This window comes from Curtobacterium sp. MCSS17_016, from assembly GCF_003234255.2.
GTDB lineage: Bacteria > Actinomycetota > Actinomycetes > Actinomycetales > Microbacteriaceae > Curtobacterium > Curtobacterium flaccumfaciens.
Map to the genome: position 1 here is coordinate 3384708 of NZ_CP126254.1, position 26491 is coordinate 3411198.

General features: G+C 70.8%; 26 protein-coding genes and 1 tRNA gene. 10 read left to right on the forward strand and 17 right to left on the reverse strand.

What is annotated here, in order from left to right; translation table 11 throughout:
• Positions 1–34: 34 nt before the first annotated feature.
• From DEJ19_RS15860 to DEJ19_RS15875, 4 genes are all read right to left on the reverse strand, one after another.
• Entirely contained in the window at positions 35–1270 is a 1236-nt protein-coding gene (locus DEJ19_RS15860; protein WP_258377452.1) for an ABC transporter substrate-binding protein, read from the reverse strand.
• Between the two features lie 48 nt (positions 1271–1318).
• The gene (locus tag DEJ19_RS15865) at positions 1319–2656 is read right to left on the reverse strand and encodes an enolase C-terminal domain-like protein (protein WP_111233871.1); all 1338 of its coding nucleotides are present in this window, start codon (positions 2654–2656) and stop codon (positions 1319–1321) included.
• A gap of 240 nt (positions 2657–2896) precedes the next feature.
• On the reverse strand, positions 2897–3490 hold the full coding sequence (locus DEJ19_RS15870; protein ID WP_111233870.1) for a TetR/AcrR family transcriptional regulator: 594 nt from the start codon (positions 3488–3490) through the stop codon (positions 2897–2899).
• 77 nt (positions 3491–3567) lie between these two features.
• Positions 3568–5628 carry an MDR family MFS transporter gene (locus tag DEJ19_RS15875; RefSeq protein ID WP_111233869.1) on the reverse strand — a complete coding sequence of 687 codons (2061 nt, stop codon included), beginning with the start codon at positions 5626–5628 and terminating at the stop codon, positions 3568–3570.
• Between the two features lie 169 nt (positions 5629–5797).
• Here DEJ19_RS15875 and DEJ19_RS15880 point away from each other — a divergent pair, with 169 nt between their 5' ends.
• Together DEJ19_RS15880 and DEJ19_RS15885 are read left to right on the forward strand one after the other, a co-directional pair.
• On the forward strand, positions 5798–6748 hold the full coding sequence (locus tag DEJ19_RS15880) for a phosphotransferase family protein (RefSeq protein WP_111233868.1): 951 nt from the start codon (positions 5798–5800) through the stop codon (positions 6746–6748).
• Between the two features lie 71 nt (positions 6749–6819).
• Complete coding sequence (locus DEJ19_RS15885; protein WP_111233867.1) at positions 6820–7209, forward strand: hypothetical protein; 390 nt, start codon at positions 6820–6822, stop codon at positions 7207–7209.
• A gap of 34 nt (positions 7210–7243) precedes the next feature.
• Here DEJ19_RS15885 and DEJ19_RS15890 read toward each other — a convergent pair whose 3' ends face one another.
• Positions 7244–8701, reverse strand: coding sequence for an SPFH domain-containing protein (locus DEJ19_RS15890; protein WP_111030687.1), 1458 nt, complete (start codon positions 8699–8701; stop codon positions 7244–7246).
• 176 nt (positions 8702–8877) lie between these two features.
• Positions 8878–9705, reverse strand: a complete 828-nt coding sequence (gene nadE, locus DEJ19_RS15895; protein WP_110863289.1) for an NAD(+) synthase — start codon at positions 9703–9705, stop codon at positions 8878–8880.
• 454 nt (positions 9706–10159) lie between these two features.
• Here nadE and DEJ19_RS15900 point away from each other — a divergent pair, with 454 nt between their 5' ends.
• Together DEJ19_RS15900 and DEJ19_RS15905 are read left to right on the forward strand one after the other, a co-directional pair.
• Positions 10160–10597 (forward strand): MarR family winged helix-turn-helix transcriptional regulator, encoded by a 438-nt coding sequence (locus DEJ19_RS15900; RefSeq protein ID WP_111024304.1) that lies wholly within the window; start codon positions 10160–10162, stop codon positions 10595–10597.
• 247 nt (positions 10598–10844) lie between these two features.
• On the forward strand, positions 10845–12275 hold the full coding sequence (locus tag DEJ19_RS15905; protein WP_111233866.1) for an MATE family efflux transporter: 1431 nt from the start codon (positions 10845–10847) through the stop codon (positions 12273–12275).
• 221 nt (positions 12276–12496) lie between these two features.
• Here DEJ19_RS15905 and DEJ19_RS15910 read toward each other — a convergent pair whose 3' ends face one another.
• From DEJ19_RS15910 to argG, 3 genes are all read right to left on the reverse strand, one after another.
• On the reverse strand, positions 12497–13096 hold the full coding sequence (locus tag DEJ19_RS15910; RefSeq protein ID WP_111095310.1) for a copper resistance CopC family protein: 600 nt from the start codon (positions 13094–13096) through the stop codon (positions 12497–12499).
• Positions 13097–13137: 41 nt separating this feature from the next.
• A complete protein-coding gene (locus DEJ19_RS15915; protein ID WP_181441591.1) occupies positions 13138–13305 on the reverse strand; it encodes a hypothetical protein in 168 nt (55 codons plus the stop codon).
• A gap of 266 nt (positions 13306–13571) precedes the next feature.
• Positions 13572–15014, reverse strand: a complete 1443-nt coding sequence (gene argG, locus DEJ19_RS15920) for an argininosuccinate synthase (RefSeq protein WP_042540079.1) — start codon at positions 15012–15014, stop codon at positions 13572–13574.
• Positions 15015–15124: 110 nt separating this feature from the next.
• Here argG and DEJ19_RS15925 point away from each other — a divergent pair, with 110 nt between their 5' ends.
• From DEJ19_RS15925 to DEJ19_RS15935, 3 genes are read left to right on the forward strand one after another with little or no spacing between them, the layout of a single operon-like run.
• Complete coding sequence (locus tag DEJ19_RS15925) at positions 15125–15679, forward strand: RNA polymerase sigma factor (protein ID WP_111233865.1); 555 nt, start codon at positions 15125–15127, stop codon at positions 15677–15679.
• Positions 15676–16578 (forward strand): hypothetical protein, encoded by a 903-nt coding sequence (locus tag DEJ19_RS15930; RefSeq protein WP_111233864.1) that lies wholly within the window; start codon positions 15676–15678, stop codon positions 16576–16578. Before DEJ19_RS15925 ends, DEJ19_RS15930 begins: the two co-directional genes overlap by 4 nt.
• 44 nt (positions 16579–16622) lie before the next feature.
• The gene (locus tag DEJ19_RS15935; RefSeq protein WP_146250702.1) at positions 16623–17075 is read left to right on the forward strand and encodes an HTH domain-containing protein; all 453 of its coding nucleotides are present in this window, start codon (positions 16623–16625) and stop codon (positions 17073–17075) included.
• A gap of 136 nt (positions 17076–17211) precedes the next feature.
• On the opposite strand, the gene DEJ19_RS15940 is transcribed toward DEJ19_RS15935, so the two are convergent.
• Positions 17212–17286 (reverse strand) — tRNA-Arg (locus tag DEJ19_RS15940).
• 13 nt (positions 17287–17299) lie between these two features.
• Complete coding sequence (locus tag DEJ19_RS15945; protein ID WP_111233862.1) at positions 17300–18403, reverse strand: epoxide hydrolase family protein; 1104 nt, start codon at positions 18401–18403, stop codon at positions 17300–17302.
• Positions 18404–18618: 215 nt separating this feature from the next.
• Between DEJ19_RS15945 and DEJ19_RS15950 the strand changes: the two genes are divergently transcribed.
• On the forward strand, positions 18619–19311 hold the full coding sequence (locus DEJ19_RS15950) for an HAD family hydrolase (RefSeq protein ID WP_111233861.1): 693 nt from the start codon (positions 18619–18621) through the stop codon (positions 19309–19311).
• A 90-nt stretch (positions 19312–19401) separates the two neighbouring features.
• On the opposite strand, the gene DEJ19_RS15955 is transcribed toward DEJ19_RS15950, so the two are convergent.
• The 4 genes from DEJ19_RS15955 to DEJ19_RS15970 form a co-directional block, all read right to left on the reverse strand.
• Positions 19402–20547 (reverse strand): TIGR03364 family FAD-dependent oxidoreductase, encoded by a 1146-nt coding sequence (locus DEJ19_RS15955; RefSeq protein WP_110863075.1) that lies wholly within the window; start codon positions 20545–20547, stop codon positions 19402–19404.
• A gap of 248 nt (positions 20548–20795) precedes the next feature.
• Entirely contained in the window at positions 20796–21290 is a 495-nt protein-coding gene (locus tag DEJ19_RS15960) for an HNH endonuclease (RefSeq protein ID WP_027466591.1), read from the reverse strand.
• A gap of 353 nt (positions 21291–21643) precedes the next feature.
• Positions 21644–22615 (reverse strand): C40 family peptidase, encoded by a 972-nt coding sequence (locus DEJ19_RS15965; RefSeq protein ID WP_111054075.1) that lies wholly within the window; start codon positions 22613–22615, stop codon positions 21644–21646.
• 242 nt (positions 22616–22857) lie between these two features.
• Positions 22858–23553 carry an iron-dependent transcriptional repressor DtxR gene (locus tag DEJ19_RS15970; RefSeq protein ID WP_071404062.1) on the reverse strand — a complete coding sequence of 232 codons (696 nt, stop codon included), beginning with the start codon at positions 23551–23553 and terminating at the stop codon, positions 22858–22860.
• 184 nt (positions 23554–23737) lie between these two features.
• Between DEJ19_RS15970 and serC the strand changes: the two genes are divergently transcribed.
• Positions 23738–24853 carry a phosphoserine transaminase gene (serC, locus tag DEJ19_RS15975; RefSeq protein ID WP_111233859.1) on the forward strand — a complete coding sequence of 372 codons (1116 nt, stop codon included), beginning with the start codon at positions 23738–23740 and terminating at the stop codon, positions 24851–24853.
• A gap of 82 nt (positions 24854–24935) precedes the next feature.
• Here serC and DEJ19_RS15980 read toward each other — a convergent pair whose 3' ends face one another.
• Entirely contained in the window at positions 24936–25736 is an 801-nt protein-coding gene (locus DEJ19_RS15980; RefSeq protein ID WP_111233858.1) for a DUF3027 domain-containing protein, read from the reverse strand.
• Between the two features lie 4 nt (positions 25737–25740).
• Positions 25741–26118: a cold-shock protein gene (locus DEJ19_RS15985; protein WP_017888041.1), complete on the reverse strand. Its 378-nt coding sequence runs from the start codon at positions 26116–26118 to the stop codon at positions 25741–25743.
• Between the two features lie 55 nt (positions 26119–26173).
• Here DEJ19_RS15985 and DEJ19_RS15990 point away from each other — a divergent pair, with 55 nt between their 5' ends.
• The gene (locus tag DEJ19_RS15990; RefSeq protein WP_111233857.1) at positions 26174–26473 is read left to right on the forward strand and encodes a hypothetical protein; all 300 of its coding nucleotides are present in this window, start codon (positions 26174–26176) and stop codon (positions 26471–26473) included.
• The last annotated feature ends 18 nt before the right edge of the window (positions 26474–26491 follow it).

Below are 26491 nucleotides of genomic sequence, written 5' to 3' on the forward strand. Positions count from 1 at the left end.
CGGGCCGCGCCCGTCCGTCAGGGGGTGACGCCCGTCACTGCGATCCGAGCTGGCTCGCGATGGACGACATCGTCTCCTTGCCGGAGGTCTGTCCGTTCACCGCCTGCAGGGCGTACTGCGCGAAGAGCTGGTTGAGCTGGTCGCTCTGCTTGTTGCCGGGCAACGGGGTGGCGTTCTCGAGTCCGGTCTTCAGGGCGTCCTCGACCCCGTCGATGCCGGCGTTGTCGTACCAGGCCTGCTGCGCCGCGGTGCGTGCCGGGAAGGCGCGCCCCTGCTCGGCGAGCGAGGTGAGCGTGGCTTCGTTCGTCATGGTGGTGATGGCCTTGAACGCCTGCTCGGGGTACTTGCACTGCTTCGAGATGCCGAAACCCGACCCCGCGGCGAAGGAGCTGGGTCCGTCCGTGCCCGAGGGGATGGTCGTGATGCCCAGGTCGAACTTGACCTTGGCCTTCTGGCTGATGATCGACCAGGGGCCGTCGCTGTACATCGCGACGTCACCGGACACGAACGCGTTGTCGTCGGTGGAGCCGTCGGTGCTCGCCTGTGTGGCGTAGCCGTCCTGCACCAGGCCGCCGATCCAGTCGAGCCCTTCGGCGAACTCCGCGTTCGAAGCGTCGAGCGTGCCGTCGTCCTCGATGACCCGACCACCGTTGTAGCCGAGGATCATCGACTCGAGGGGGATGTCCTCGACGCTCGTGCCCCAGATCGGTGTGCCCGCGGCCTTGAGCTGCTTCGCGGCGTCCTCGAACCCGTCGACCGTCCAGCCCGGCTTCGGCTCGTCGACGCCCGCCTTCTCGAAGATGTCCTTGTTGTAGAACATGACCATGGGGCCGGTGTCGTACGGCAGTCCGTAGAGCTTGCCGTCGACCTTCATGCCGTCGAGGCCGGTCTGGTCGTACTCGCTCAGGTCGAGGTCGGCCTTCTTCGCCATGTCGTCGATCGGGACGAGCACGTCCGTGTAGTTCGCAGCGCGGAGCGACTGGATGCTCACGATGCAGGGTGCTGTTCCGGTGGACAGCTGCGTGCGGAGCTTGGTCCAGTAGTCGTTGAAGGGTGAGCCCTGGATCGAGACGTCCACGTCGTCGTCGGTCTTGACCGTGTCCGCGACCTTCTGCCACGCGGCCTTGTCCTCCTTCCCGGCGATCCACATGGCCCAGGTGAGGGAGTCCTCGGACTGGCCGTCGCTGGCGCTGCTGCCAGCAGAACAGCCGGTGAGCACGAGCACGGCAGCTGCTGCTGCCGCCAGCCCGGCGGTGCGTCGTCGTTGCATCGGTGTCTCCACTTCGTCGTGGTGATGGGGTGTGCGGGGGGGGGAGAGTCAGGCGACCCGGACGGCGTCCGGGACCCGATCGGGATCGGACTCGGCCCAGACCGGGCCGTCCGGGAACGCGTGGGTGGTCAGGGTGTCGGCGAGCATCTCGGTGCCGGCCCCGGGTGCAGTCGGCGGCCAGTAGCGGCCGTCGTGGACGTCGACCGGGGTCACGAAGTGCTCGTGCAGGTGGTCGACGAACTCGATGCACCGGGTGTCGAGGTCACCGGTCAGGGCGACCGCGTCGAACATCGACAGGTGCTGCACCGCCTCGCACAGGCCGACGCCGCCGGCGTGCGGGCAGACGCGGACCCCGTGCTTGGCGGCGAGGAGCAGGATCGCCAGGTTCTCGTTCACCCCGGCGACCCGGGTGGCGTCGATCTGCAGCACCGACATCGACCCGGCCTGGATCAGCTGCTTCGCGATCACCCGGTTCGCCATGTGCTCCCCTGTCGCGACCGGGATCGGGGCGATGCGCCGGGCGATCTCGGCGTGGGCGAGGATGTCGTCCGGGCTCGTCGGCTCCTCGACCCACGCGACGTCGAAGGGGCGGAGCCGGTCGATCCACGCCACGGCCTCGTCGACGTCCCAGCGCTGGTTCGCGTCGATCGCGATCCGGATGTCCGGGCCGACGGTGGCGCGGGCGATGCCCATCCGTCGGACGTCCTCGTCCACGTCGCCACCGACCTTGAGCTTGATCTGGGTGAACCCGTCGTCCACGGCTTCCCGGCACAGCCGCGCGAGCTTCTCGTCGTCGTAGCCGAGCCAGCCCGGGGTCGTCGTGTAGGCGCGGTAGCCCGCACGCTCCAGGCGCGCTCGACGTTCGGCACGCATCGGTTCGGCGGCGCGGAACAGTTCGAGCGCCTCGGCCGGGGTGATCGCGTCGGTCAGGTACCGGAAGTCCACCAGGTCGACGAGCTCCTCGGGGCGCAGGTCGGCGAGCAGTGCCCACAGCGGCTGCCCCGCACGCTTCGCACGCAGGTCCCACAGGGCGTTGACGACGGCGCCGATCGCCATGTGCATGACGCCCTTCTCCGGCCCGAGCCACCGCAGCTGCGAGTCGTGCACCATCGCGCGCCAGGTACCGCCCATGTCGGCCAGGACCGCCTCGACATCGGCGCCGACGACGTGCCCACGGAGGGCTGCGATCGCCGACTCCTGCACCTCGTTGCCGCGGCCGATGGTGAAGACGAAGCCGGTGCCGACCAGGCCGTCGAGCGCGTCGGTGCTGATCTCGACGTAGGCGGCGGAGTAGTCGGGTGCGGGGTTCATGGCGTCGGACCCGTCGTGCTCCCGCGAGGTCGGGAACCGGATGTCGTGCACGTGCAGACCGGTGATGCGGCTCATCTGTGTCTCCTGCCGTCCGGTCTCCGTCGACCGAACGGTGCAATCAAAACATCCGATGTCTTGCGCGTCAAGAGGCTCGTACATGCCATTTTGCCGAAAGCCGCCCCGCAACCGTCCGATGACTGACCGCACGGCGGTCTGGACGCACCAACGGCCTGGAGGCGCGGTGCGGGTCCGACCCGCACCGCGCCTCCAGGCCGTGGTCGCCCCGCGCCGGGGGCGACGCGATGGTCACGCTGGTCAGGCGGTGGCGAGCCGCCCCATCTCGGCGACGACCGCACGCAGTCGTGCCGCGAGCTCGTCGCGGGAGCCGTCCGCCGATCGGTGGGCGGACTCGATCACGCCGGCCATCACGAGGGTGGTCGCGGTCCGCGCGGTGTCCTCGTCGACGCGCTCGGCAGCGACCGCCAGCACGGTCTGCCGCGCGTGCGCCATCCACTGCATCATCGCCGGGACCATCTCGGGGCGGGCTCGGACGAGCTCCTTCATGCGCCGGCGGTCCTGCGGCAGGGTGACCGTGTGCGCGACGAGGTCGCAGAGGTCCGACACGAGCGGCCCCGTGGCACCGAGGAACGCTGCGCGCGCCACTTCCGGGACCGTCGTCGCCGGCAGTCCGAGGGCTGCTTCGGCCTTCGACGGGAAGTAGTTGAAGAACGTCCGCGGGGAGACGCCGGCGTCCGCGCAGATCTGCTCGACGGTCACCCCGGCGAGCCCGTGGTCGGTGACCAGGGCGAGTGCCGACCGGTGGATGGCGGACCGGGTCTGCTGCTTCTTGCGCTCCCGCAGGCCGAAGTCGCTCGCGACGAGGTCCTCGGTGGTGGTGGGCTGGTGCACGTGCTGCGCTCCGTCCTGCTCTCGGGTCCGTGCGACGCTGGGCCTCCGCGTCGTGTGACGGGGAGGCCCGGCGTGGCTCAGACCTGCGACCGACCGCCCTGGACGGGGATCGAACCGGTGACCGGGGCGGTGGGCGAGCCCATCGTGTCCGCGGCCCGCACGGCCTGCGCCTCGAGGTCGTCGGCGGTGCCGGCGTCGTCCGCCTGCTCCTGCAGGGCCGAGCTCTTGCGGAGCGGCGGCGCCTTGAAGAAGAAGCTCAGGACGAACGCGAGCAGGATCACCGCGAAGCCGACCCAGTAGACGGTCACGGCCGAGGCGTTGAACCCGGACATGAACGGCCGGGTCAGGGCAGAGTCCGCACCGTTGAGGTACGACGTGTCGCTCGTCTCGGCGTTCGAGTCGCTCGAGTCGTTCGCGCCCTTGTCGATCTGCTTCGACAGTTCCGGTGCGAGCTGGTCCACCCAGTAGGTGCGCTGCCCCGAGTCGGACCAGTCGACGACGAGCCGGCCGTCCTGCACGCTGGCGTGCGCCTTGTCGGCGGCGGCGGTGAGCGCCTGCTGCTGCACGGCGTCGGGAGCCCCGGCGGTGGCCTGGGTCACCTGGTCGGTGGCGGTGTCGAGTCCGGACTGCACCTGCTGCTGGAGGGGGGTGACGATCGGGTCCCAGATCTGGTCCATGACGCCCTGGTTCGCCTTGGCGCTGGCGACCTCCGGGTCGAGCGCCGCACTGAGGGCGGGCTTGAGGTTCGACTCGTCCGCCGTGGCGTGCAGGATGTTCGTCGGCATGAGCGAGAACAGGACGGACAGCAGGACGGCGGTGCCGAGCGTGCCACCGATCTGGCGGAAGAACGTGGCGGACGAGGTCGCCACACCCATGTCACGCGGCTGCACCGAGTTCTGCGAGGCCAGGGTGATGCTCTGCATGAGCTGGCCGAGCCCGAGACCGATCAGGAACATGCCGATCATCAGGAACCACAGCGGCTTGTCGATCGTCATGAAGGTCAGGACGACGTAGCCGAGCGACACCAGGGCCGTGCCGATGACCGGGAAGATCCGGTACCGGCCGGTGCGGGCCACGATCTGCCCCGAAGCGATCGAGGCGATCATCAGGCCACCGATCATCGGCAGCGTCGCGAAGCCGGACTCGGTCGGCGTCAGGCCGGTGACGATCTGCAGGTACAGCGGGATGGTGAGCATCGCGCCGAACATCGCGAAGCCGACCAGGAAGCCCAGGATGGTCGCCATCGAGAACGTGCTCGAGCGGAAGAGCTTGAGCGGGATGATCGCGTCGTCCTGCATGCGGGTCTCGATCACCAGGAAGGCGACGAGGCCGAGCGCACCGATGACGTAGCAGGCGATCGCGCTGGCCGAACCCCAGCCCCACGTGCGGCCCTGCTCCGCGACGAGGAGCAGCGGCGCGAGCGTGACGATGACCGAGGTCGCACCCCACCAGTCGATGCGCGGCTTGGCCTTGGCCTCGCCGAACTTCGGCAGGTGCAGGAACGCGATCACCATGAGGAGCGCGGCGACGCCGATCGGCACGTTGATCAGGAAGACCCAGCGCCACCCGGTGATGCCGACGATCGAGCTCGCACCGGCGAACAGGCCGCCGATCAGCGGGCCGATCACGGACGAGATGCCGAAGACCGCGAGGAAGTAGCCCTGGTACTTCGCGCGCTCACGCGGGGCGAGGATGTCGCCCATGATCGCGAGCGGCAGCGACATCAGCGCGCCGGCACCGATGCCCTGGAACGCGCGGAAGGCGGCGAGCATGGTCATCGACGTCGACAGGGTCGAGAGCAGCGACCCGAGGATGAAGACCGCGATGCCGAAGATGTAGAGCGGGCGACGTCCGAAGACGTCGGAGAGCTTGCCGTAGATCGGCGTGGTGATGGTCGACGCGATCAGGTAGGCCGTCGTGACCCAGGCCTGCTGGTCGAGGCCGTGCAGGTCGTCACCGATCGTGCGGATCGCGGTGCCGACGATGGTCTGGTCGAGCGACGACAGGAACATGCCCGCCATCAGGCCGTAGATGACGAGCAGGATCTGGCGGTGCGACATGATCGGCTTGCCCGGCGTGCTCGCCGGGGAGTCCTGTCGTCCGCGCGACACCTCGACGGGTGCGGTGGCAGTGGACATGCGGAGTTCCTCACAGGGGATGTGGCGTGGTGGTCGTCGGCCTGGTCGGGACCCCGAACGGGTGTCAACCTTGCAGGCTCTGCAACTTTACACCGCAAGCACCTTTGCTGCCAACGCAAAGTTGCCGAGCGTGCACGTTCGTGTACGGGTTCTCAGGTAACGTCGGCGCATGGGGCGAACCACCTGGACCGATGTACCGATGACGCTGCGGCAGCAGGTGGAGGGGGTGTTGGGCGGTCCGGTCGTGACCGCCCAGTCCCAGGCGAGCGGGTGGTCTCCCGGCAGCGCCGACCGGGTGACGACCGCGGCGGGACGACGGGCGTTCGTGAAGACCGTGTCGCGCTCGCGCAACGAACCAGCCCTCGAGCTGCACCGCCGCGAGGCCGAGGTCATGGCCCAGCTGCCGACCACCGTGCAGGCGCCACGGCTGCTCGACGCGCTCCACGCCACGGTCGACGGCGACGACTGGGTCGCGCTCGTGCTCGACGACGTCGCGGGACAGCACCCGGGCGGGCACCTCGACGGCTCGGACACGACGGCCGTGCTCGACGCGCTCCACACGCTGCCGCCCGCGACCGGTGGGCTGGTGACGCTCCCCCGCATCGCCGAGGACCTGCGCGGTGAGTTCGGCGCCTGGGACCGGATGCTGGCCGACGACGCGGACGCCGTCCGTGTCGCCGAGGTCGTCCCGCCGCACGTCCTCGACGCCGGGTCCGCCATCGCCCGCGCGGCATCCGGGGCAGCGGCACTCGTCGACGGCGAACACCTCGTGCACGCCGACTGCCGAGCGGACAACCTGCTCGTCGACGACGCCGGGCTCGTCTGGGTGGTCGACTGGCCCTGGGCGAGCGTGGGCGCGCACTGGCTCGATCCGCTGACCTACCTGCTCGACACGCTCGTCCGCGGCGAGGACGCCGACGTCGAACACCACCTCACCACGCACCCGGTCTTCGCCGGGGTGCCCGCCACCACGATCGACGCCGTGCTGGCCGGGCTCGCCGGGCTGTTCTTCGAGCACGCCCTGCCCCCGGCACCGCCGAACATGCCCACGATCCGCGACTTCCAGCGGCGCGAGGGCGTGGCCGCCGCCGAGTGGCTGCTCCGCCGCTGGGCCACCTGACAGCGCGCCCGCCCGAGCGGGGGACGCGTCTGTCCAGGGAGCGCAGCGCACCGGAGCGTACGGTCCACCGCATGACTGATGAGCACCGCACCCCGCGTCCCGAAGACGACGCCGCGCGCCTCGGTCTCGTCGTCGTCGGAGAGGCAGCAGCCCTGCAGTCCGGCGACGAGGCGGCGCTGGACGCGAGCGAGCAGAACATCCGCGACACGATCGATGAACTGGTCGACGAGCCCCTGACCCCGCGGCAGGAGGAGGTCGTCGAGCGACTCGCCGCGGCCGGCGGCACCCTGACCGCCGGACTCAGCGGTGCCCTCGCCGCCCAGAGCGGTCGCAGCGTCGACGACGTGCTCTCGGGCGCGGCCCGCAGTGTCGTCTGGCAGCAGCGGCTCGCCGACGAACGTGAGGACGCCGGCGCACAGCAGCGCGACCCGCAGAACGAGAACGGGCACGACGAGGGCTGATCCCCCGTCGCGCCCGCTGCAGGCACCCGCTCGGTTACTCGGCCGGTTCGACCTGCGGCACCGACTGCTCGCGCACGACGGCACGGGCAGCGGCCTGACCCGTCGTGGTGCTCTTCACGATGTCGCTCAGGGTGAACCCGGCGGTGGCACCGAGCAGCGCATCGACCTCGCTGAACTGGCTGACGACGCTCTTCGACAGTGCACCGGCGCCGTCGGAGGACACCACGGTGAGCGTGTCGATGTTGCTCATCGGAGCAGCGAGCTCGCGGGCGATGCTCGGCAGTGTCTCGATGGCCTTGACCCGCAGGACGGCCTCGGAGTGCTGGGCGAGCGCGTCGGCCTGCGCCTTGGTCGCATCGGCCTCGGCCTGGCCCTTCGCACGGATCGCGTCGGCGGCGGCTTCACCCTCGGCGCGCGAGGCGTCGGCGGCGAGCTTGCGGGCGTCCGCCTCGGCCTTCGCCTCGGCCGCGACGGCCTCGGCGGAGATCCGGCGGGCCTCGGCCTGGGCGCGGGCGGTCTCGACCTGGGCCCCAGCAGCGGCTTCGGCCTCGACGCGGGTCTTGCGCGCCTGGGCCTCGGCGACCGCAGAGACCTCGGACTCGAGCTCGGCACGGCGCAGCTCGGCACGCTTCTGCGCGGTGATCTGCTCCTGCTCGACGACGCCCTGGGACGCACGCGCCTGGGCGAGCGGGCCGGCGGCAGCGGCTTCGGCGGACGCACGGTCGGCGTCGAGCTGCAGCGCGGCACGGCGGATGGCCAGGGTGTTCTCGGCCTCGGCGATCGCCTGGTCTGCGGTCGCGCGGGCCTCTCGCGCTTCACGGTCGGCCTGGGCCTCGGCGTTCTCGGCCTCGAGTCGCACGCGTGCACGCTCGGCACGGCCGAGGTCGCTGATGTACTCGTTGCGGTCCGAGATGCCCTTGATCTCGAACGAGTCGACGTCGAGCCCCTGGCTGTGCAGGGCGTCCTGCGCGACGGTGAGGACCGCGACGGTGAGCTGGTCGCGGTTCCGGATGATCGTCGAGACGTCGGTCGCGCCGATCGAGGCACGGAGCGAGCCGGACAGGACCTCGCGCGCGAAGTCGTCGATCTTCTTCTCCTGGCCGAGGAACCGCTGCGCTGCCGCCCGGATGGACGCGTCGGCCTCGCCCACCTTGACGAGCGCCACGGCCTCGACGTCGATGGTGACGCCGCGGGAGTCCTGCGCGTTGACGTTGATGTCGATCGCACGCGAGCTGAGCGACAGCTTCGCGACCTTCTCGAAGAAGGGGCGGACGAGCACGCCGGCGCCGAGCACGACCTTGATGCCGGACTCGACGGTCTCGGTGCCGTCGGCGTTCTTGACCTTGCGGGAGCGCTTGCCGGTGATGATGAGCGCTTCGTCGGCACCGGCGTTGCGGTACACGACCTTGGCGTAGATCAGCGCGATCACGGCGAGGACGATGATCCCCACGATGATCAGCGGGACGGCTCCGAGCGCGAACAGGACTTCCATGACTCCCCCTCCGGACCAGGCGCCAGCCTGGATTCCGCATCTGTTGTTCCGTTGGCTCCCATCCTAGGAGCGCGCGCGGACAGCGGGGCCGCGCTGGGGAGGGTTGGGGAGAACAGACGGGAGGCGCGGTGCAGGATCACCTGCACCGCGCCTCCCGGCCGGGGCTGCGTCAGCGCCTACGCGCCCGCACGCCACCAGTCGTCGAAGGGCGTCGCCGGCACCTGGCGCTTGTGCTCCGTCGCGCGGTAGCGCGACTCGATCGCCTCGGCGACCTCGACCGGCACGTCGTGGCCCTGCAGGTACGCGTCGATCTCGGCGTAGGTGAGTCCGAGGTTCGCCTCGTCGGTCTGTCCGGGCAGCTCGTCGAGCAGGTCGGCGGTGGGCGCCTTCTCGTACAGGCGGGCGGGTGCGCCGAGGTGCTCGAGCAGCTGCCGCCCCTGGCTCTTCGACAGCCCGGTGAGCGGGGTGAGGTCGACGCCGCCGTCGCCGTACTTGGTGAAGAAGCCCGTGACGGCCTCGGCCGCGTGGTCCGTGCCGACCACCAGCAGGCCGCGCTGCCCGGCGATCGCGTACTGGGCGACCATGCGCATGCGCGCCTTGACGTTGCCCTTGACGAAGTCGCTCAGCTCGACCCCCGAGGCCGCGGTGTCCTGCATGACCCCGTCGACCCCGTGCTCGATGTTCACGGTGACGCCTGGGTCGGCCGCGATGAACTGCAGGGCGAGCTGGGCGTCGTCCTCGTCGGCCTGCACGCGGTAGGGCATGCGCACGGTCGTGAACTCGGCGGGGTGCCCCTCGGCGCGGAGCGACTCGACCGCGAGCTGGGTCAGGCGGCCGGCCAGGGTGGAGTCCTGCCCGCCGCTGATGGCGAGGAGGTACCCCTTCGCCCCGGTCGTCAGCAGGTAGTCGCGCAGGAACCCGACACGACGGGCGACCTCCTGCTCCGGGTCGATGGTCGGCTGGACGTTGAGGTCCGCTGCGATGGCGGCTTGGAGTTCACGCACCACCCCAGTATCACGCCGATCCGGCTCCGTGGACCGGCGGGTTCCCGAAGACGTCGATCGGATCGACCGGGAGGTCCCGGGGCGGCGGTGACCCGATCACCACCGCCCCGGGGATCCGCGACGACCCGAACGCGTCGCGGACCCGGTGAGGCGGACGCCGGTACCCGCCAGCGCCCGTCCTGGTCAGGCGCGACGAACCCGTCGCGCCGGGATCGCGGTGGGTGGTCCGTGGTGTGGCACGGTGCCTCCTCCCCCGACGGGGTCTCCGCCGCTGATCCGACCCCGGTGGTGAGCCAGGGGATGTGGGGCCCGTCGAACGGGCTGAGGGCGGCTGGTGAGGCCGCTTGCTGTGGAAGGTACCAGGATGCGAGCAGGGCTCGACACCCCCGTTGTGGGGTCACGACTTGGACTGCCTTCGTTGACAGTTCGATGGCTAACAGTTAGAGTCCTGATCATGCAGGCACCGGACTTCACGACACCGCTCCAGCTCATGCGGTGGATCGGATGGGCACAGCGCAAGGGCGCCGAGGAGTGGGTCCGTGAGCGCGACCTCACCCACGAGCAGTCCTTCGTGCTCGGGTACCTGCAGGAACACCCCGGCGCCATCCAGCGGGACGTCGCCGAGGCCACCCGGACCAGCGCGGCCAGCGTCTCGAGTCTCCTGCAGGGGCTCGAGCGGCGTGGCCTGATCGAACGACGACCGGACGCCACGAACGGGCGGACGAAGACGGTGCACGCCACCCAGGCGGGCATCGACCTCATCGCCGGGTTCACCGACGCGATGGTCGCCCTCGACGACTCCCTGCTCGCACCCCTCGACGAGGACGAACGCGACACCCTGCGGCGACTGCTGCAGAAGGTGACCGCGGAACTCGCGCCGCCGACCCGCTAGCCGCACCACCGCACCACCCGCGCCACCGGCGCCACCCGCACCAGCGCACCACCCGCGCCACCGCACCGACCCGTTCCACGCACCACGCGCCTCCCGGCCGGATCCGCTGGCGCGCCCTCGCGACCCCGCGATCCCGCGCCTTCCCGACCCGCGACCCTGCGATCCCGCGACCCCCTCGGTCGCGCGCTCCTCCTGCCGTGCCGGCGTCCGTCGGCGCGCCCACCGCCATGCCCGGAAGGGAACCGTCATGTCCTCCACCACCACCACCGCTGCGGCGACGAACCGCTGGTACCTCTCCGCTGCCCCGATCGCCCGAGCCCTGGTGCACCTGTGCGTGCCGATGGCCGCCGCGATGGTCGTCAGCGCCCTGTACAACGTCATCAACGCGGGCTTCATCGGCGCCCAGCACGACACGTCCCTGCTCGCCGCGATCACCTTCGGCACGCCGTTGCTCGGCCTCGTGATGGCCGTGGGCGGCGTGTTCGGCGTCGGCGGCAGCGCGTTGATGTCCCGGTTGCTCGGCGCCTCGGAACACGATCCCGACAAGGCGCGGGACATCAAGCACGTCGCCTCGTTCGCCCTGTGGGGAGCCGTCGTGACCGGAGCCGTGCTCGGCGTCGTCGGGCTCCTGCTGCTCCGCCCGCTCGTCGCCGTCCTCGGTGCCGACGCGGCAGCCCTACCCGCCACGAGCGAGTACGTCACCGTGATGCTCGCGTTCGTCCCCGTCCTCGCCGCGTCCTTCGCGCTCGAGCAGATCGTCCGCTCCGAGGGCGCCGCGAGGCAGGCGATGATCGGCCTGGTCCTGTCCACGGTCGGCAACCTGGTGTTCGACGTCCTGTTCATCCTGGGGCTGCACTGGGGTGTCGGCGGCGCTGCACTCGCGGTGGGCCTGGCCAACGTGGTCTCGATCGCCTACTGGGTGACGTGGCTGCAGCGGAACAGCGAGAACGTCAGCTTCGCGCCGAAGTGGTTCACGCTGCGTGCGGACATCCTGAAGCCCGTGTTCGGCATCGGCGTCGGCGAACTGCTGCAGTCCGCGTTCCTCATCGTCACCACACTCGTCCTCAACAACCTCGCCGCCGCCTACGGTGACGACCCGCTGGCAGCGATGGGCGTCGCGGTCCGCATCGCCCAGGTGCCGGAGTTCCTGGTGATGGGCGTGACCATCGGCGTGCTGCCGCTGCTCGCCTACGCGTTCGGAGCGGGTGACGCCGATCGACTCCGCTCCGGCCTGCGCGCTGCGGCCCTGACCGTCGGCGGCATCGTGCTCGTCTTCTCCGGGACCGTGTTCGTGTTCCGCGAGCAGGTCTTCACGATCTTCTCCGGTGACCACTCGGTGCTCGCGATCGGCATGACGATCCTGACGGCACAGCTCGTCGCCGCCGTCGTCAACGGGTTCACGGGGCTGCTCACCTCGCTGTTCCAGGCGACCGGGATGGTCATGCCCGCGATGGTGCTGTCGATGGCGCAGGGCGTGCTGTTCATCCCGATCGTGATCGCCGGCAACGTGTGGTTCGGGCTCGCCGGGATCATCTGGGCACTCACCATCACCGAGGGCATCGTGTTCGTCGCCGCGGTCGTCCTCTGGCTGGCGACGCGGGGCCGCATCGCCCGAGGCCTGGCCGAGGGCAGCGCGGCACGCGCCGACGCCGCGCTGGAGGCCGCCCCGGTGGCGTGAGGCGCGTCGCCCCCGGCGTCACGCACCACGTGCGGACGGGAGGCCCGGTGCCGGTCCGGCACCGGGCCTCCCGTCCGTCGCGTGGTCGCGTGACGTGCGCCGCGTGCGCTTCGTGGGCTCGCTGCGTGTGTGCGCTTCGTGAGCAGGAACGGTCGGGTGCGTGCGTGCGACCCGACCGTTCCTGCTCACGAAGTGCGCTGGCGCCGCTGCCGCCGCGCGCGCTACGCGCTGCGGCCGCGCCGCAGCAGCAGCACGACGACCGCGCCGGCCACCAGGACGGCCCCGGCGCCGAGGCCGATCCACACGCCCGGCGCGATGCCCGGCGACGAGGACGGAGCACCGTCCGAGGCTCCGGTGGCCGTCGCGGTGGCACTCGACGTCGGAGCGGTGCTCGCCGTCGGGGTCGGGGTGACGCTCGCGCTCGGGGTCGACACGGGCGCTGCGGCCCGGTACTCGAACGCGAGCGTGCCCTCGATCGGGTGGCCGTCCGGCGACACGTACCGCCAGAGCACCGTGTAGCGGCCCTGGTCGAGGTCGACCGCGCGGCGCATGGTCGTTCCGGAGACCGTCACGTCACCCCTGGCGACGTCGGCACCGGAAGCGTCCGTCACCTGGATCCGGAGTCCGGCGTCGAGGCCGGCGAGCGGTGCCTCGGAGAAGGTCAGGTCGACGGACTCGAGCGGTTCGGTGACGACCGCCCCGTCCGCCGGGGTACTGCTGGTCAGGGCCGAGTGGGCCGACGCGGGCTGGACACCGACGAGCGTCAGCAGTCCCGCCGCGACGATCGCCAGTGCCGCCGCCGTGGTTCGAGCTGTGCGCATGCGCAGACTCTACCGACGGTCGAGCGGCAGCCCGCTGGGGGTCAGAGCTGCTCGCCGAGGAAGTCCGCGTAGGTGGGCTCGTAGCGCGCTTCGCTGATGCTGACGAGCTGGTGGCCGGTTCCTTCGAGGCGTTCGGCGACGAGGGCGGCGAGGTCTTCGGGCGAGCGGAGGCCGTGGCGGTGCCAGGCGTTCTGGATGGTGGCGGTCATGGCGACCAGCCCTTCGTCGAGATGATGCGCATCTCGGATCCGTCCGGGTCGACCCGCTGTGCCAGACCTCACAGATCGTGAGGAGCATCGTGACGACGAGTCCCTGATGACTGACCCGGTACCTCCACGCTAGGTGTTGGAAGGCGTCGCGTCGAACGCAGTGCGCTTCTCGGCCGACCGGTCGACGGCGGACGGGAGGCCCGGTGCCAGCTGGCACCGGGCCTCCCGTCATCAGGGGGTCGCGCCCAGGGCGCGGATCCGCTCGATCAGTCGGTGCCGGAGTCGAAGGCCGCGCCCTCGGAAGCGAGGTCGGTGCGACGACCCATCGCGTCCTCGGCGTCGGAGGCGACGATCGCGCCGCCGAGGATCTCCTCGGCCTCGCCCGCCTCGAGCTCGCCGACGAGCTCGGCCGTCGCGCCACCGATGAGGCCGGCGGCGGCGTACTGCTCGAGCCGCGAACGGGAGTCCGCGATGTCGAGGTTGCGCATGGTGAGCTGGCCGATGCGGTCGTCCGGGCCGAAGGCGGCGTCGCCGACGCGCTCCATCGACAGCTTGTCCGGGTGGTACGACAGCGCGGGGCCCGTGGTGTCGAGGATCGTGTAGTCGTCGCCGCGCCGCAGGCGCAGCGTGACCTCGCCGGTGACGGCGGAGGCGACCCAGCGCTGCAGCGACTCGCGGAGCATGAGGGACTGCGGGTCGAGCCAGCGGCCCTCGTACATCAGGCGACCGAGACGGCGGCCCTCGTTGTGGTACGAGGCGACCGTGTCCTCGTTGTGGATCGCGTTGAGCAGGCGCTCGTAGGCGATGTGCAGCAGCGCCATGCCCGGAGCCTCGTAGATGCCACGGCTCTTCGCTTCGATGATGCGGTTCTCGATCTGGTCGGACGCACCCAGGCCGTGGCGGCCACCGATGGCGTTCGCCTCGTAGACCAGGGCGACCGCGTCGGTGTACTCGACGCCGTTGATCGCGACAGGGCGGCCGGCCTCGAACCGGACGCTGACGATCTCGGTCGCGACCTCCACGTCGTCACGCCAGGCGGCGACGCCCATGATCGGCTCGACGATGTCCAGGCCGCTCGACAGCTCTTCGAGGCTCTTCGCCTCGTGCGTCGCACCCCAGATGTTCGCGTCGGTCGAGTACGCCTTCTCAGTGGAGTCGCGGTACGGGAACCCGCGGGCGACGAGCCACTCGCTCATCTCCTTGCGGCCGCCGAGCTCCTCGACGAACTCGGAGTCGAGCCACGGCTTGTAGACGCGCAGACGCGGGTTGGCCATCAGGCCGTAGCGGTAGAACCGCTCGATGTCGTTGCCCTTGTAGGTGGAGCCGTCGCCCCAGATGTCGACGCCGTCTTCCTTCATCGCGCGGACGAGCATCGTGCCCGTCACCGCGCGGCCGAGCGGCGTCGTGTTGAAGTACGTCTTGCCGCCGGAGCGGATGTGGAACGCACCGGTCTGCAGGGCGACCAGGCCTTCTTCGACCAGGGCGCTCTTCGCGTCGACCAGACGGGCGATCTCCGCGCCGTACTCGTGGGCGCGGCTCGGGACGGCGTCGATGTCCGGCTCGTCGTACTGGCCGATGTCGGCCGTGTACGTGCAGGGGATCGCTCCCTTCTCGCGCATCCAGGCAACGGCGCAGGAGGTGTCGAGACCCCCTGAGAACGCGATGCCGACTCGTTCGCCGACGGGGAGACTGCTCAGGACCTTGGACACGGGGTCAATCGTACGGGGCCAGCAGGCTCCACTACCGTCCGGGGCGACGGTTGTGGAGAACTTGCCGCACAGAACCGGAACCGATCCTGGGCGACCGGACAATACAGGGCATGAACCAGATCACGGGGGACCGGTCCGACTGGGCCCTGGGCGTCGCCGGGGACGGCCGTGCGGTCGGTCGCCTCTTCGACCGGCACGCGGCGCGACTGCGTCGTCACGTCCGAGCGCTCGTCCCGACTCCGGACGACGCCGACGACGTGGTCGCCGTGGTGTTCCTCGAAGCCTGGCGGAAGCGGGACCGCGTCCGTTTCGTCGACGACTCGATGCTGCCGTGGCTCATCGTCACGGCGACCAACACGGCGCACAACCTGACGCGGTCGTCTCGGCGCCACCGTTCGTTCCTCGGCAGGTTCCCGGTCGACGATCCGGCACCCGACCCAGCGGACTCCTTCACCGACGCAGAGGCGGTGACCGCGCTCCGTGGTCTTCCGATCGCGGACCAGCGGGTCCTGTCCCTCTGCGTGCTCGAGGGGTTGAGCGAGCGTGAGGCCGCGACCGTCCTCGGCGTCCCGCCCGGCACCGTCAAGTCCCGGCTCCACCGTGCGAAGGCGCGGCTCCACAAGCAGTACTCGGCGACAGCGGAACCCCTCGGAGGCACACTGTGAACCACGACCAGATCTCCCCTCGTCTCGCAGCGATGCGCGACGCACTCGTCGCAGAGGTCGACGCGACCAGCGCCACCGGAGCGCCGCTCCGTCGACGTCGACGACCGACCCGGGGCACGGTCCTCACGATCGCGGCGGCGTTCCTGGCGGGATCGGCCGTCACGGGCGGGATCACCGCGGCTGCCCTCCCGTCGAACGACCTGGACACCCCACTGGAGAGCGCCCTTGCGACCTCGACGCGCTACATGGTCGAGGATGCCAACCACGCCACGATCCTCGGGACTCCGGCCTTCGCGGTCACACATGGCGACGGCTCGTTCTCGCTCGGTGCCCGCCCCGCGGACGCCGACCGTGTGACGCTCACGTGGAAGTGCCTCGACCCAGGGACCTTCACCGTGGCCGTCGACGGGACGACCATCGACGGGCCCACCCGCTGCACCCCCGGCACGACCGGTGAGCATTGGAGCTTGTCCCCCGCGACCGGTTCCGGACACTCGGCAGCGACCATCAGCGTGACGGGCGGCGGCTCCGCCCGCTACGCCGTCTGGGCCTCGTGGGCCGAGTCTGCGCCGATCGCAGAACCCTCTGCCCAGCAGCGAGCGGAGCTCCGGGACGACCTGATCACCCTCGACGAGTACCGCGCGGCCTTCAACCGGCTCGAGGCTTGTCTCACGCAGGCGGGACACCCGATGGATGACGTCCCGCTCTCGTGGTTCGCGAACGGGTCCTGGACGAGCCGACCGGTGGGCACGGGCCCCTGGTACCTGTACTCGACGCCGGCCGAGGGCCTCGAGGTGTTCGACACCCAGTGCTACCCGCGGGAGTTCGGCCAGGTCGACGCGCTCTGGCAGGCGGAACACCCCATGCCTGAGGACCCGCCGGCCGAGCCGGCTGGATGATGCACCACGGTGCGGAGACTCCTGCGACCGAGGAAGGGAACGAGATGACTGCCGAGGCCCTCGACGTCCGGGCGGAACTCCGCGCGCTGATCGAGCACCGTTCCGTCGCGCTCGACGCGATCGCCCAGATGACCGGGATCTCGGAGTCCACGCTCTCCGCGTGCCTGGACGGCCCAGGGATCGAGCACCAGGGTCTGACCGCCCTCGGGACCGGGCTGACTCCCGACGAATCGCAGCGGCTCGCCGTCCTCGCAGCGATGCTGGCCGCAGCTCCGAGCGTGCCCGACGACGACCGTGTCCGGGGCATCCTCGAGGGGCTCACGCAGGTCTCCGGGCTGACGGTCGCGAACATCGCGTCGCTCACCGGGATCGCGGAGTCCGACCTCGACGCGTTCTCGATCGATCCGACCGGGGTGAGCGCTGCGGTGAAGTACGCGATTGCGACCCGGACCTCGTTCCTCGTGAACGCCGTCAACCTCGCGACACCGAGGCACTGAGCGGCACCAACGCGCGGCAGGGACCCGAACCACTTCGATGTACTGGTGCCCCTGGACGGCACTGCAGGGACTCGAACCCTTCGACCTGCTGGTGCCCCTGGACGGCACTGCAGGGACTCGAACCCATTCGACCTGCTGGTGCCCCTGGAGGGACTCGAACCCCCAACCGTTTCCTTAGGACGGAACTGCTCTTCCATTGAGCTACAGAGGCTGGCCCGACCACTCTAGCGGCGGAAGCCCTGCAGGAACGCGTGCAGTTCGTCGACGAACAGGTCGGGCTGCTCGAACGGCGCGAAGTGCCCGCCGCGGTCGAGTTCGTGGTGGAACACGAGGTTCGTGGTGCGCTCGAGCCACTCCCGCGGCGCCCGCACGATGTCGCCGGGGAAGATCGAGAACCCGGACGGCACCTCGACCCGTCGCTCCAGCTGCTCCGCCGGGATCGCCGCGTTCGCGTGGTACATCCGCATCGCCGAACCGATCGTGGCGGTGGCCCAGTACTCGGTGAGCAGCGCCAGGACCTCATCGCGCGTGTAGACCGACCACAGGTCCCCGTCACAGTCGCTCCACGCCCGGAGCTTCTCGACGATCCAGGCCGCGAGACCCGCGGGTGAGTCGTTCAGCCCGACGGCCGCGGTCTGCGGCTTCGTCCGGTGCAGCATCGCGTAGGCGCCCTCGGCGGTGCGCCACCGATCGGTCGCGGCGACGAACTCCCGCTCGGCGGCGGACAACGTCGACGCATCCAGCCCCGGCCAGGCGAGCCCGCCGTCGATGCGGTGCACGGCGACGACCCGGTCGGGGTGGTCGAGCGCCAGGTAGCGGGCGACGTGTGTTCCGATGTCGCCACCGGACACCGCGAACCGCTCGTACCCGAGGTCCGTCATCAGCGTCGCCCACATGCCGGCCACCTGCCGGGCGTCGAGCACCTGGGGCGGCGCATCCGAGAATCCGTAGCCGGGCATGTCCGGCACGACGACGTCGTACCCGGCGGCGACGAGCATCGGCAGCACCTTGCGGTACCGCCACCCGGAGTCCGGCCAGCCGTGCGCGAGCAGGACCGGCAGGGCGTCGGACTGCGGCGCGCGGGCGTGCAGGACGTGGATGCCGATGCCGTCCACGTCGACACGGCGCGAGGGCAGCGCGGCGAGCTCGGCACGGTGCGCGTCGAAGTCGAACCCGTCGGCCCAGTACTCGACGAGCGGGCGCAGGACGTCGAGGTCCACGCCGAGCGACCAGCCGACCCCGGCGGGTGCGTCCGGCCAGCGCGTGGCGCGCAGCCGCGCGCGCAGGTCGTCGATGGTCGCGCCGTCGATGTGCGGTGTCTCGCCCATGCGGCCGACGCTACTCAGCGCCACCGACGCAGATGGGCGAGCGGGGACTGGGCCGCTCCCCCTGGCGGACCGACTGCATGTCCGCACAGGCTGTGACGAGCCTCCCGGCGGCGTTCACCTGGCAGACACCCGCGCATCCTCTGCCCGCAACGGGGTGCGTCGACGCTGGTCGGACCGCGCCGGTCCCGGCGTGACGGCACGTACCCAGGAGTCCCATGATCTCGCTCGTCTGCCTCGACATGGCAGGAACCACCGTCGACGACGGCGGCGTCGTCCTCGACGCCTTCCGCACCGCGCTCACCGACGTCGGCCTCGAGCACGGGAGCGCCGAGCACGACCGCGCCGTGCAGTACGCGGTCGACACCATGGGCCAGTCGAAGATCGCCGTGTTCACCGCGCTGTTCGACGGTGACGGTGTCCGCGCCGAGGCGGCCAACACCGCCTTCGAGCGTGCTTACGCACGAACCCCCGACCGCGGCGTGCGGCCGGTGGACGGCGCCGTCGAGACGCTCGTCGCACTCCGCGCAGCGGGGCGACGGATCGCGTTGACCACCGGGTTCTCGCCCGCGACGCGCGACGCGGTGCTCGACCTGCTCGGCTGGCGGCCGCTGATCGACCTCGCGCTCTCCCCCGCCGACGCCGGCCGCGGGCGCCCCTACCCGGACATGGTGCTCACCGCCGTGCTCCGGACCGCCACCGACGACGTCCGTGACGTGGCAGTCGTCGGGGACACCGTCGCCGATCTGCTCACGGGACACCGCGCCGGCGCCTCCGTCGTGGCGGGCGTGCGGACCGGGACGCACCAGGACGCCGACTTCGCGACGGTCGCGCACACCCACGTCCTCGACTCGGTCACCGAGTTGCCGTCGGTGCTCGCCGAGGTCGACGACGCCGCCGCCAGGGCGTGACGACCGCGTGACGAACTCACCGGTGCCGGAGGCCGCCGCGGTCGCACCGTTCGCCGGAGTGGTCGCATGCGCCGCGACTGACGGTCTCCCTCAGCCGAGGACCGTCGGCGCGATGCCGAGGCCGGTCGTCATACCGATGCCCGTGGTGACCGTCACGACGTCGACCCCGGGGACCGGCTGGTCGATGAGGAACTCCCGCCCCGGCGCCGAGGCGTAGACGCCCTGCCACCGGTCGACCACGGAGACCGGCGCACCGAACAGCCGCTCGGTCTCGGTGACGAGCAGCCGGAAGCCGTCCTCGTCCTGGAACGGCGGCGCGTCGACCCCGCGCTCGTGGGTGTCCCCGACGATGATGCTGCCGTCCGGCGGCGACGTGTACATCTGGTTGAGGTCCCAGCGGATCCCCTCGGGCAGGTCCGCGGCGAGCCGGTCCCGCAGGGCACCCGCTCCGGGCATCGCGGCGAACCCCGAGTAGCGGAGCAGCGACCACCCGGTCAGCAGCGGTGTGGCGAGCGGGAAGGCGAGCGGGATCGTCGCACGCAGCATGTGGAGCCGGCAGCGGACCAGGCCGATCGACTCGGCGAGCTCCGGGAAGAGCTGGTCGAGGTCGTGGTTGGTGCAGACGACGATCCGGGTCCCCTCCACGATGCCGCGACCGGTGCGGACGGCGCCGGTGGTGACCTCGAGCACGGGGGTGCGCCAGTGGAAGGTGACCCCCTGCCCGGCGAGCCAGCGCGCGATCGCGGGTGCCGCCTCCCGGGGGTCGACCTGCAGGTCGTGCGCGAGGTGCGCGCCGCCGAGGGCCGAGCCGGGGTCGACCGGCACCGCCGCTGTGATCTCGGCCGCGTCGGCCAGCCGCAGGTCCGCGCCGGAGTCGCGGTACTCCTCGAGCACCGCCAGCTCCTCGGGACGACGGGCGACGACGTGGGCACCGCGTTCGCGGGCCGTGAACCCGGCGAGCTGCGCGAGTGCGAGCCAGCGGCGGCGTGCTTCCTGCGCGTACCCGGCTGCCTCCCCGGTCTGCGGGGTGACGCAGGCGTGGCCGAAGTTCCGGACGCTCGCCCCCACGACCGCGCCCGCACGATCGACCACCGCGACCCGGGCGCCCTGCAGGAGCGCCTCGTAGGCCATGCCGAGCCCGACGATGCCCGCGCCGACCACGACGACGTCGTACCGTTCGGTCAGCGGCTGGTGGTCCGTCTCAGTGTCGAGTGCGGTGTGTGCGGAGCGGGGCATGAAGACCTTTCGGGCGGCGCGGAGTGCCGGTCCGGTGCGGATGCCGCAACTGTCGCAGGTCAGCGGTGGGGCGGGGTTCCGTCCCGGTGCACGCGGCGTGGACGGTGCGTGAACTCGGCGGGCACCTGTCCGGACAGGCGAGGACGCCCGCGGCGGTGCCGGGAGTCGCGGTGCGACCGCCGGACTGGAGGCCCGTGGCGGCGTCGCCACGGGCCTCCAGTCCGTCTCCTGGTGCGGACCGACGGCCGCTACGCGGCCACGAGGTACTCGTCCCACTCCGCCTGCGGGCGCTCGATGCCGCGCACGACCCACGAGGACCCGTGCGGCACCTTCGGCGGGAACCGGAGGCGCCACCCCATCTCCTGCGGGGTGCGGTCACCCTTGGTGTTGTTGCAGGCCAGGCAGCAGGCGACGAGGTTCTCCCACGAGTCCTGCCCACCGCGCGACCGCGGCTGCACGTGGTCGATGGTGGTGGCGTGCCGGCCGCAGTAGGCACAGTGGTTGCCGTCCCGACGCAGCACACCGCGACGGGACACCGGCACGAGCCTGGAGTGCGGGATGCGCACGTAGCGGGTGAGGATGATGACGGACGGACGGTCGTAGCTCGACGTCGACCCGGTGACGGGGTGTTCGACGTCGGCGGCGACGATGGCGGCCTTCTGGTTCATGACCAGCACGAGGGCTCGTCGGAACGAGATCACCGCGAGGGGCTCGTAACCGGCGTTGAGGACGAGAGTGCGCATGGGTTCCCTTCCGACGTGCCTGGACGGCTTCCAGGCGCTGCGGGTGCGTCGGACCGACGACGCGAACGGGTGAGGACGACCTGTTCACACCCCTGGAACCACGAAGAGCACCACCCGGATGGGCAGTGCTCTCGTCATGCAGGGGCGTGCTCGTGCACGCAGGCTGTGCTCGACCATATGTCGACGCGCGCGCGCCGACCCATGGTGCGGGTCGTGCGGAACATCGACATGAGGGTCTCCTGTTCGCGCCGGTGCGGACCGGTGCAGCGTCAGGTTAACCCAGAAACCGGCCCGGCACGAGGGTGTGCGGGCCGGTTCTGGAGAAGTTCACACTCCCCCGGGGGCAGTGTTCGCTAGATGCCGAAGCGGACGATGTGGTAGTCGCTGGTCCAGATCGGACGGATCTGCACGGTGCCGCCGGGCTTCGGGGCGTCCATGATCATGCCGTTCCCCATGTAGAAGCCGTCGTGCGCCTCGTTGTTGAAGATGACGACGTCACCGGGCTGTGCCTCGGACTCGGGGATCGTGGTGCCGGCCTGGTCCTGCAGCGGCACGGAGTGCGCGAGGTTGATGCCGTACTGGGCGTACACGAACATGATGAAGCCGGAGCAGTCGAAGCCCGACGGGTCCGCGCCACCGAAGACGTACGGGGTGCCGATGTACTGCTTGCCCGTGGCGACCACGGCCGGCAGCGAGAACGGGGTGTCGGCGGCGGACGAGCTGGCCGCGTACTCGGCGGCGGTGGGCCCGGTGTACGAGGAGTACTGCTTTGCGGTCGCGGCGCGGGCGGTCTGGGTCTGCTCGGCCTGCTCGGCGGCTTCCTTCGCTGCGGCGGCCTGGTCCGCGGCAGCCTGCTTTGCGGCCTTCTCGGCGTCGAGCGTCGCGGTGGACGTCGCGCCGAAGCCGTCACGGCTCGTGTCGGCGAGCGCCACGGCGTCGGAGACCGACAGCTCCTGGCTCTGCGTGGCCCGGACCTGACGCTGGGCGTCGGCGACGGCGGTCGAATTGCTGGAGGTCGTCGCGGCGAAGGCCGGGGCGACCGCGACCGTACCGAACATGCCGGCGGCAACGGTGAGGACGACCGGCGCGAGGAACTTGCGCTTGCGCGACGAGGAGCTGGCTTTCGCGGTGCTCGCGGCTGCGGCGGCCTGCGCGGCACGACGACCACCGGGCAGCGGGGCGGAGCGCACCGGCACGACCTTGCGGACCGGGCGGCCCTCGGTCTCGCGCACGGCCCGCCGGGTGAGCGGGGCGGTGGTGGCGTTCTCGGTGTTCGTCGGGTTCGCGGGCGTCTGGTCGTCCGCGGCGGTACCGGTCTGCGTCAAGAGGTGTGTCTCCAACGTCTCGTCATCACGCCGCCGTGGGTGTCCGGCGGTGTGCAACCCCATCCGTTCGTCATCGTTTCCGATCGAGGCAGGAGACGGGTTCGAGACGTCCTGCCACGGGTCTCCGGCTCAGGGGCAGCGCGGCGACTCGGACGAGTGTACGGAAGCGTCGTTACCGAGTCGAGACCAAACGCCCCACAGGTAACGAAACGGTAAAGACTCTCAGGAACGACCAGGAACGGTCAGCCGCGTTCGATGTAGACGTGCTGCGCGACCTCGATCGGCAGCTCGATGCCCGAGTCCTCACCCTCGACGCGGACCGCGACGTAGGCGCCAGCACGCTGCACGCTCGCCACACGCCCGGGCATGACGCCGGCGGTGCGGAGCTGGTGCAGGAGTTCCGGTTCGAACTGCACGGGCTCGCCCAGGCGTCGGACGACCCCGGTCGTGACGGCGTCGGTGCCCTCGGTCGCGGCGACGATGTTCTGGACGCCGTCGAGGAACCCGGCGGCCGCGGGGCCACCGATCTCGGCCAGCCCCGGGATCGGGTTGCCGTACGGCGACTCCGTCGGGTTGCCGAGCATCTCGAGCAGGCGGACCTCGACCTGCTCGCTCATGACGTGCTCCCACCGGCAGGCCTCGTCGTGCACGAAGGCCCAGTCGAGTCCGATGACGTCGGCCAGCAGGCGTTCGGCCAGACGGTGCTTGCGCATCACGTGCGTGGCGCGGGAACGACCCTCGTCGGTGAGCTCCAGGTGCCGGTCGCCGGAGACGACGACCAGGCCGTCGCGCTCCATGCGGGCGATGGTCTGCGAGACCGTCGGGCCCGAGTGTCCGAGGCGCTCGGAGATGCGCGCGCGCAGCGGCACGATCGCCTCTTCCTCGAGGTCGAGGATGGTGCGAAGGTACATCTCCGTGGTGTCGACGAGATCGGTCACGGTCCGCCTCTCATGTCTGGGCCCAGCGCCGACCACACTACTTGTTCGCACCGACGAACACCGACCGGCGCCCGGGTGCACGTGAGAAAGGGTCATCCGACGCGGTGGACGGGTGGGTCGAACCCTCCCCGTCCGGCCGGTACACGGGCTCGGGCAGGCGGATCGTCGTCGGTAGGATCGGTGCATGGCAGACATCGTCATCCCGGCCGAACTCCTCCCCACCGACGGTCGCTTCGGCTGCGGTCCGTCGAAGATCCGCGGCGCCCAGCTCGAGTCCCTCGTGACGCGCGGCGCCACGATCCTCGGCACCTCGCACCGCCAGAAGCCCGTGAAGGACCTGGTCGGCAGCGTCCGCTCCGGCCTCGCAGACCTGTTCCAGATCCCCGAGGGCTACGAGGTCGTCCTCGGCAACGGCGGCTCGACCGCGTTCTGGGACGCCGCCGCGTTCGGCCTCATCGAGCGCCGTGCCGAGAACCTGTCCTTCGGCGAGTTCGGATCGAAGTTCGCCAAGGCCGCAGCAGCCCCGTGGCTCGAGGCTCCGCACGTCGTCGAGGCGCCGGGTGGCTCCCTCGCCGCACTCGAGCCGGTGGAGGGCGTGGACGTCTACGCCTACCCGCACAACGAGACCTCGACAGGTGTCATGGCCCCGGTCGTCCGCGCGACCGGTGACGCCGGTGCCCTGACCGTCGTCGACGCGACCAGTGCCGCCGGTGGCGCCCTGTTCGACGTCAGCGCCACCGACGTCTACTACTTCGCCCCGCAGAAGAACTTCGCCTCGGACGGCGGCCTGTGGCTCGCGCTGCTCTCCCCCGCCGCGATCGAGCGGATCGACCGCATCGCCGCCTCCGACCGGTACATCCCGGAGTTCCTGTCGCTCAAGAACGTCGTCGACAACTCGCGCCTGAACCAGACCCTGAACACCCCGGCGATCTCCACGCTGCTGCTCCTCGACGAGCAGGTGCGGTGGATGAACGAGTCCGGCGGTCTGGCGTGGGCGGACCTCCGCACGAAGACCTCGTCGTCGACGATCTACGACTGGGCCGAGGCCAGCGACTCCGCGACCCCGTTCGTCACCGACCCCGCCGCGCGCTCCCAGGTCGTCGCCACGATCGACCTCGACGACTCGATCGACGCCAAGGCCGTGGCCGCGACCCTGCGCGCGAACGGCATCGTCGACACCGAGCCGTACCGGAAGCTCGGCCGCAACCAGCTGCGCGTCGCGACCTTCACCGCGATCGACCCGGACGACGTCGCGAAGCTCGTGCGCGCGATCGACTTCACGATCGACGCCCTGCGCTGACCTCGGGGACACCCGCCCGAACGAGGACGGGCCCGGCACCACCCGATCGGTGGCGCCGGGCCCGTTCTTCGGTCCGGATGGGTCAGGCGCGGTGGAAGCCCGGGTCGGCCTCGCCGGCGTCGAGCTGGTCGACCTCGAGATCGGCGTCGGGCTCGAACGGCTGCACGCGGCGGGCACGGCGACGACGGGGCGGCTGCGGGGCCTCGTCCTCGGGGGCCGAGGCGGCGGCGGTGTCGCTGTCGGTGTCGCTCACATCGGCGAGCGCATCGACGTCCACGCCTTCGATGTCGTCGTCGTCCGACTCGTCGAGGTCGTCCTCGTCGGCGTCGAACTCGTCGTCGTCGTCGTCGTCGTCCGACTCGTCGTCATCCGAGTCGTCGTAGTCGTCGTCCTCGTCCGAGTCCTCGTCGTCCTCGTCCGACTCGTCGTCGTCCTCATCCGACTCGTCGTCGTAGTCCTCGTCGTCCGAGTCCTCGTCCGACGCGTCCTCGCCCTCGTGCTCCTGCGCGGCCCGGTACTCGGCCAGTCGCTCGGACCACGGCACCCACTCGGGCGCGACGAGCGAGCCGTCCCCGGGCATCAGCTCGACCTCGAGCACGGTCGGTTCGTCGTCGCCGACCTTGGCGACGCTGACGGTCCACCGCCACCCGGGGTAGCCGGGCAGCCGGTTGGCGAACAGGACGGACACGACGCCGTCCCCTTCGTCCACGGTGCCGACGGGTGCGCCGACGGTCGACTCCGGGGTGACCTCGAGCAACGCCTCGCGCGCCAGGTCGGTGTAGTCAACGGACGCTGCGTCGGTGGACACGGCGTCAGTGGACACGGCGTCAGTCGACACTGCGTCGGGAGCCGCCTCGGCCCCTGCTGTCTCGGACTCGGTCATGGGGTCACGCCTCCAACTGGTCTGCGACGTGCCGCAGGATGGCGGCGATGCGATCGCCGTTCTTCGGGTAGCGGCCGTGGCGGAGGTCTCCGCTGATCCGGTCGAGTTCCTTCACCAGGTCCTCGACGATCACGGCCATGTCGTCCGCGGAGCGACGGGTCATCCGCGACAACGACGGCTGGGGCTCGAGCAGCCGCACGGACAACGCCTGCGACCCCTTCTTGCCCTGGACGACGCCGTACTCGAGCCGCGTGCCGGCCTTGACGGTCACGACGCCGTCGGGCAGCGAGGACGCGTGCAGGAACACCTGGTCGCCGTCGTCTCCGGTGATGAAGCCGAAGCCCTTGTCGTCGTCGTAGAACTTGACCTTGCCGGTGGGCATGCGTGGACTCCTCGAGGTCGTGGTACGGCCGTGGTGCGTCGGATATCCTGGGTCGATGGCCAAGCCGACCCGATCAACCGGGAACCCGCAGGACTCCGCAGAACCCCCGGTGACGTTCAATCGTACCGAACGCGCTCTGGCGTTCATGATCGGTGGGATCATCATCCTCGGCCTGCTCTGCTTCGTCGCGATGATCATCATGTGGCTCACCGCCCCCAGCGCCCGGGGTGCGATGCCGTGGCCGGTGGTCATGGCGATCCCGCTCTTCGGCTTCCCGATCGCCATGGTGCTGGTCTTCACGCTCCTCGGCATCACCTGGACACGTCGCGCACGAGCGAACCGGACGGCTCGCTGACGTCCGCCCCGGACGCTG

What these genes read in the sequence shown, in the direction of transcription:
- DEJ19_RS15860 (WP_258377452.1), bottom strand. Translation starts at nt 1,270, where the DNA reads ATGCAACGACGACGCACCGCCGGGCTGGCGGCAGCAGCAGCTGCCGTG.
- DEJ19_RS15865 (WP_111233871.1), bottom strand. Translation starts at nt 2,656, where the DNA reads ATGAGCCGCATCACCGGTCTGCACGTGCACGACATCCGGTTCCCGACC.
- DEJ19_RS15875 (WP_111233869.1), bottom strand. Translation starts at nt 5,628, where the DNA reads ATGTCCACTGCCACCGCACCCGTCGAGGTGTCGCGCGGACGACAGGAC.
- DEJ19_RS15880 (WP_111233868.1), top strand. Translation starts at nt 5,798, where the DNA reads ATGGGGCGAACCACCTGGACCGATGTACCGATGACGCTGCGGCAGCAG.
- DEJ19_RS15885 (WP_111233867.1), top strand. Translation starts at nt 6,820, where the DNA reads ATGACTGATGAGCACCGCACCCCGCGTCCCGAAGACGACGCCGCGCGC.
- DEJ19_RS15890 (WP_111030687.1), bottom strand. Translation starts at nt 8,701, where the DNA reads ATGGAAGTCCTGTTCGCGCTCGGAGCCGTCCCGCTGATCATCGTGGGG.
- DEJ19_RS15900 (WP_111024304.1), top strand. Translation starts at nt 10,160, where the DNA reads ATGCAGGCACCGGACTTCACGACACCGCTCCAGCTCATGCGGTGGATC.
- DEJ19_RS15905 (WP_111233866.1), top strand. Translation starts at nt 10,845, where the DNA reads ATGTCCTCCACCACCACCACCGCTGCGGCGACGAACCGCTGGTACCTC.
- DEJ19_RS15910 (WP_111095310.1), bottom strand. Translation starts at nt 13,096, where the DNA reads ATGCGCACAGCTCGAACCACGGCGGCGGCACTGGCGATCGTCGCGGCG.
- DEJ19_RS15915 (WP_181441591.1), bottom strand. Translation starts at nt 13,305, where the DNA reads ATGACCGCCACCATCCAGAACGCCTGGCACCGCCACGGCCTCCGCTCG.
- DEJ19_RS15925 (WP_111233865.1), top strand. Translation starts at nt 15,125, where the DNA reads ATGAACCAGATCACGGGGGACCGGTCCGACTGGGCCCTGGGCGTCGCC.
- DEJ19_RS15935 (WP_146250702.1), top strand. Translation starts at nt 16,623, where the DNA reads ATGACTGCCGAGGCCCTCGACGTCCGGGCGGAACTCCGCGCGCTGATC.
- DEJ19_RS15945 (WP_111233862.1), bottom strand. Translation starts at nt 18,403, where the DNA reads ATGGGCGAGACACCGCACATCGACGGCGCGACCATCGACGACCTGCGC.
- DEJ19_RS15950 (WP_111233861.1), top strand. Translation starts at nt 18,619, where the DNA reads ATGATCTCGCTCGTCTGCCTCGACATGGCAGGAACCACCGTCGACGAC.
- DEJ19_RS15955 (WP_110863075.1), bottom strand. Translation starts at nt 20,547, where the DNA reads ATGCCCCGCTCCGCACACACCGCACTCGACACTGAGACGGACCACCAG.
- DEJ19_RS15960 (WP_027466591.1), bottom strand. Translation starts at nt 21,290, where the DNA reads ATGCGCACTCTCGTCCTCAACGCCGGTTACGAGCCCCTCGCGGTGATC.
- serC (WP_111233859.1), top strand. Translation starts at nt 23,738, where the DNA reads ATGGCAGACATCGTCATCCCGGCCGAACTCCTCCCCACCGACGGTCGC.
- DEJ19_RS15980 (WP_111233858.1), bottom strand. Translation starts at nt 25,736, where the DNA reads ATGACCGAGTCCGAGACAGCAGGGGCCGAGGCGGCTCCCGACGCAGTG.
- DEJ19_RS15985 (WP_017888041.1), bottom strand. Translation starts at nt 26,118, where the DNA reads ATGCCCACCGGCAAGGTCAAGTTCTACGACGACGACAAGGGCTTCGGC.
- DEJ19_RS15990 (WP_111233857.1), top strand. Translation starts at nt 26,174, where the DNA reads ATGGCCAAGCCGACCCGATCAACCGGGAACCCGCAGGACTCCGCAGAA.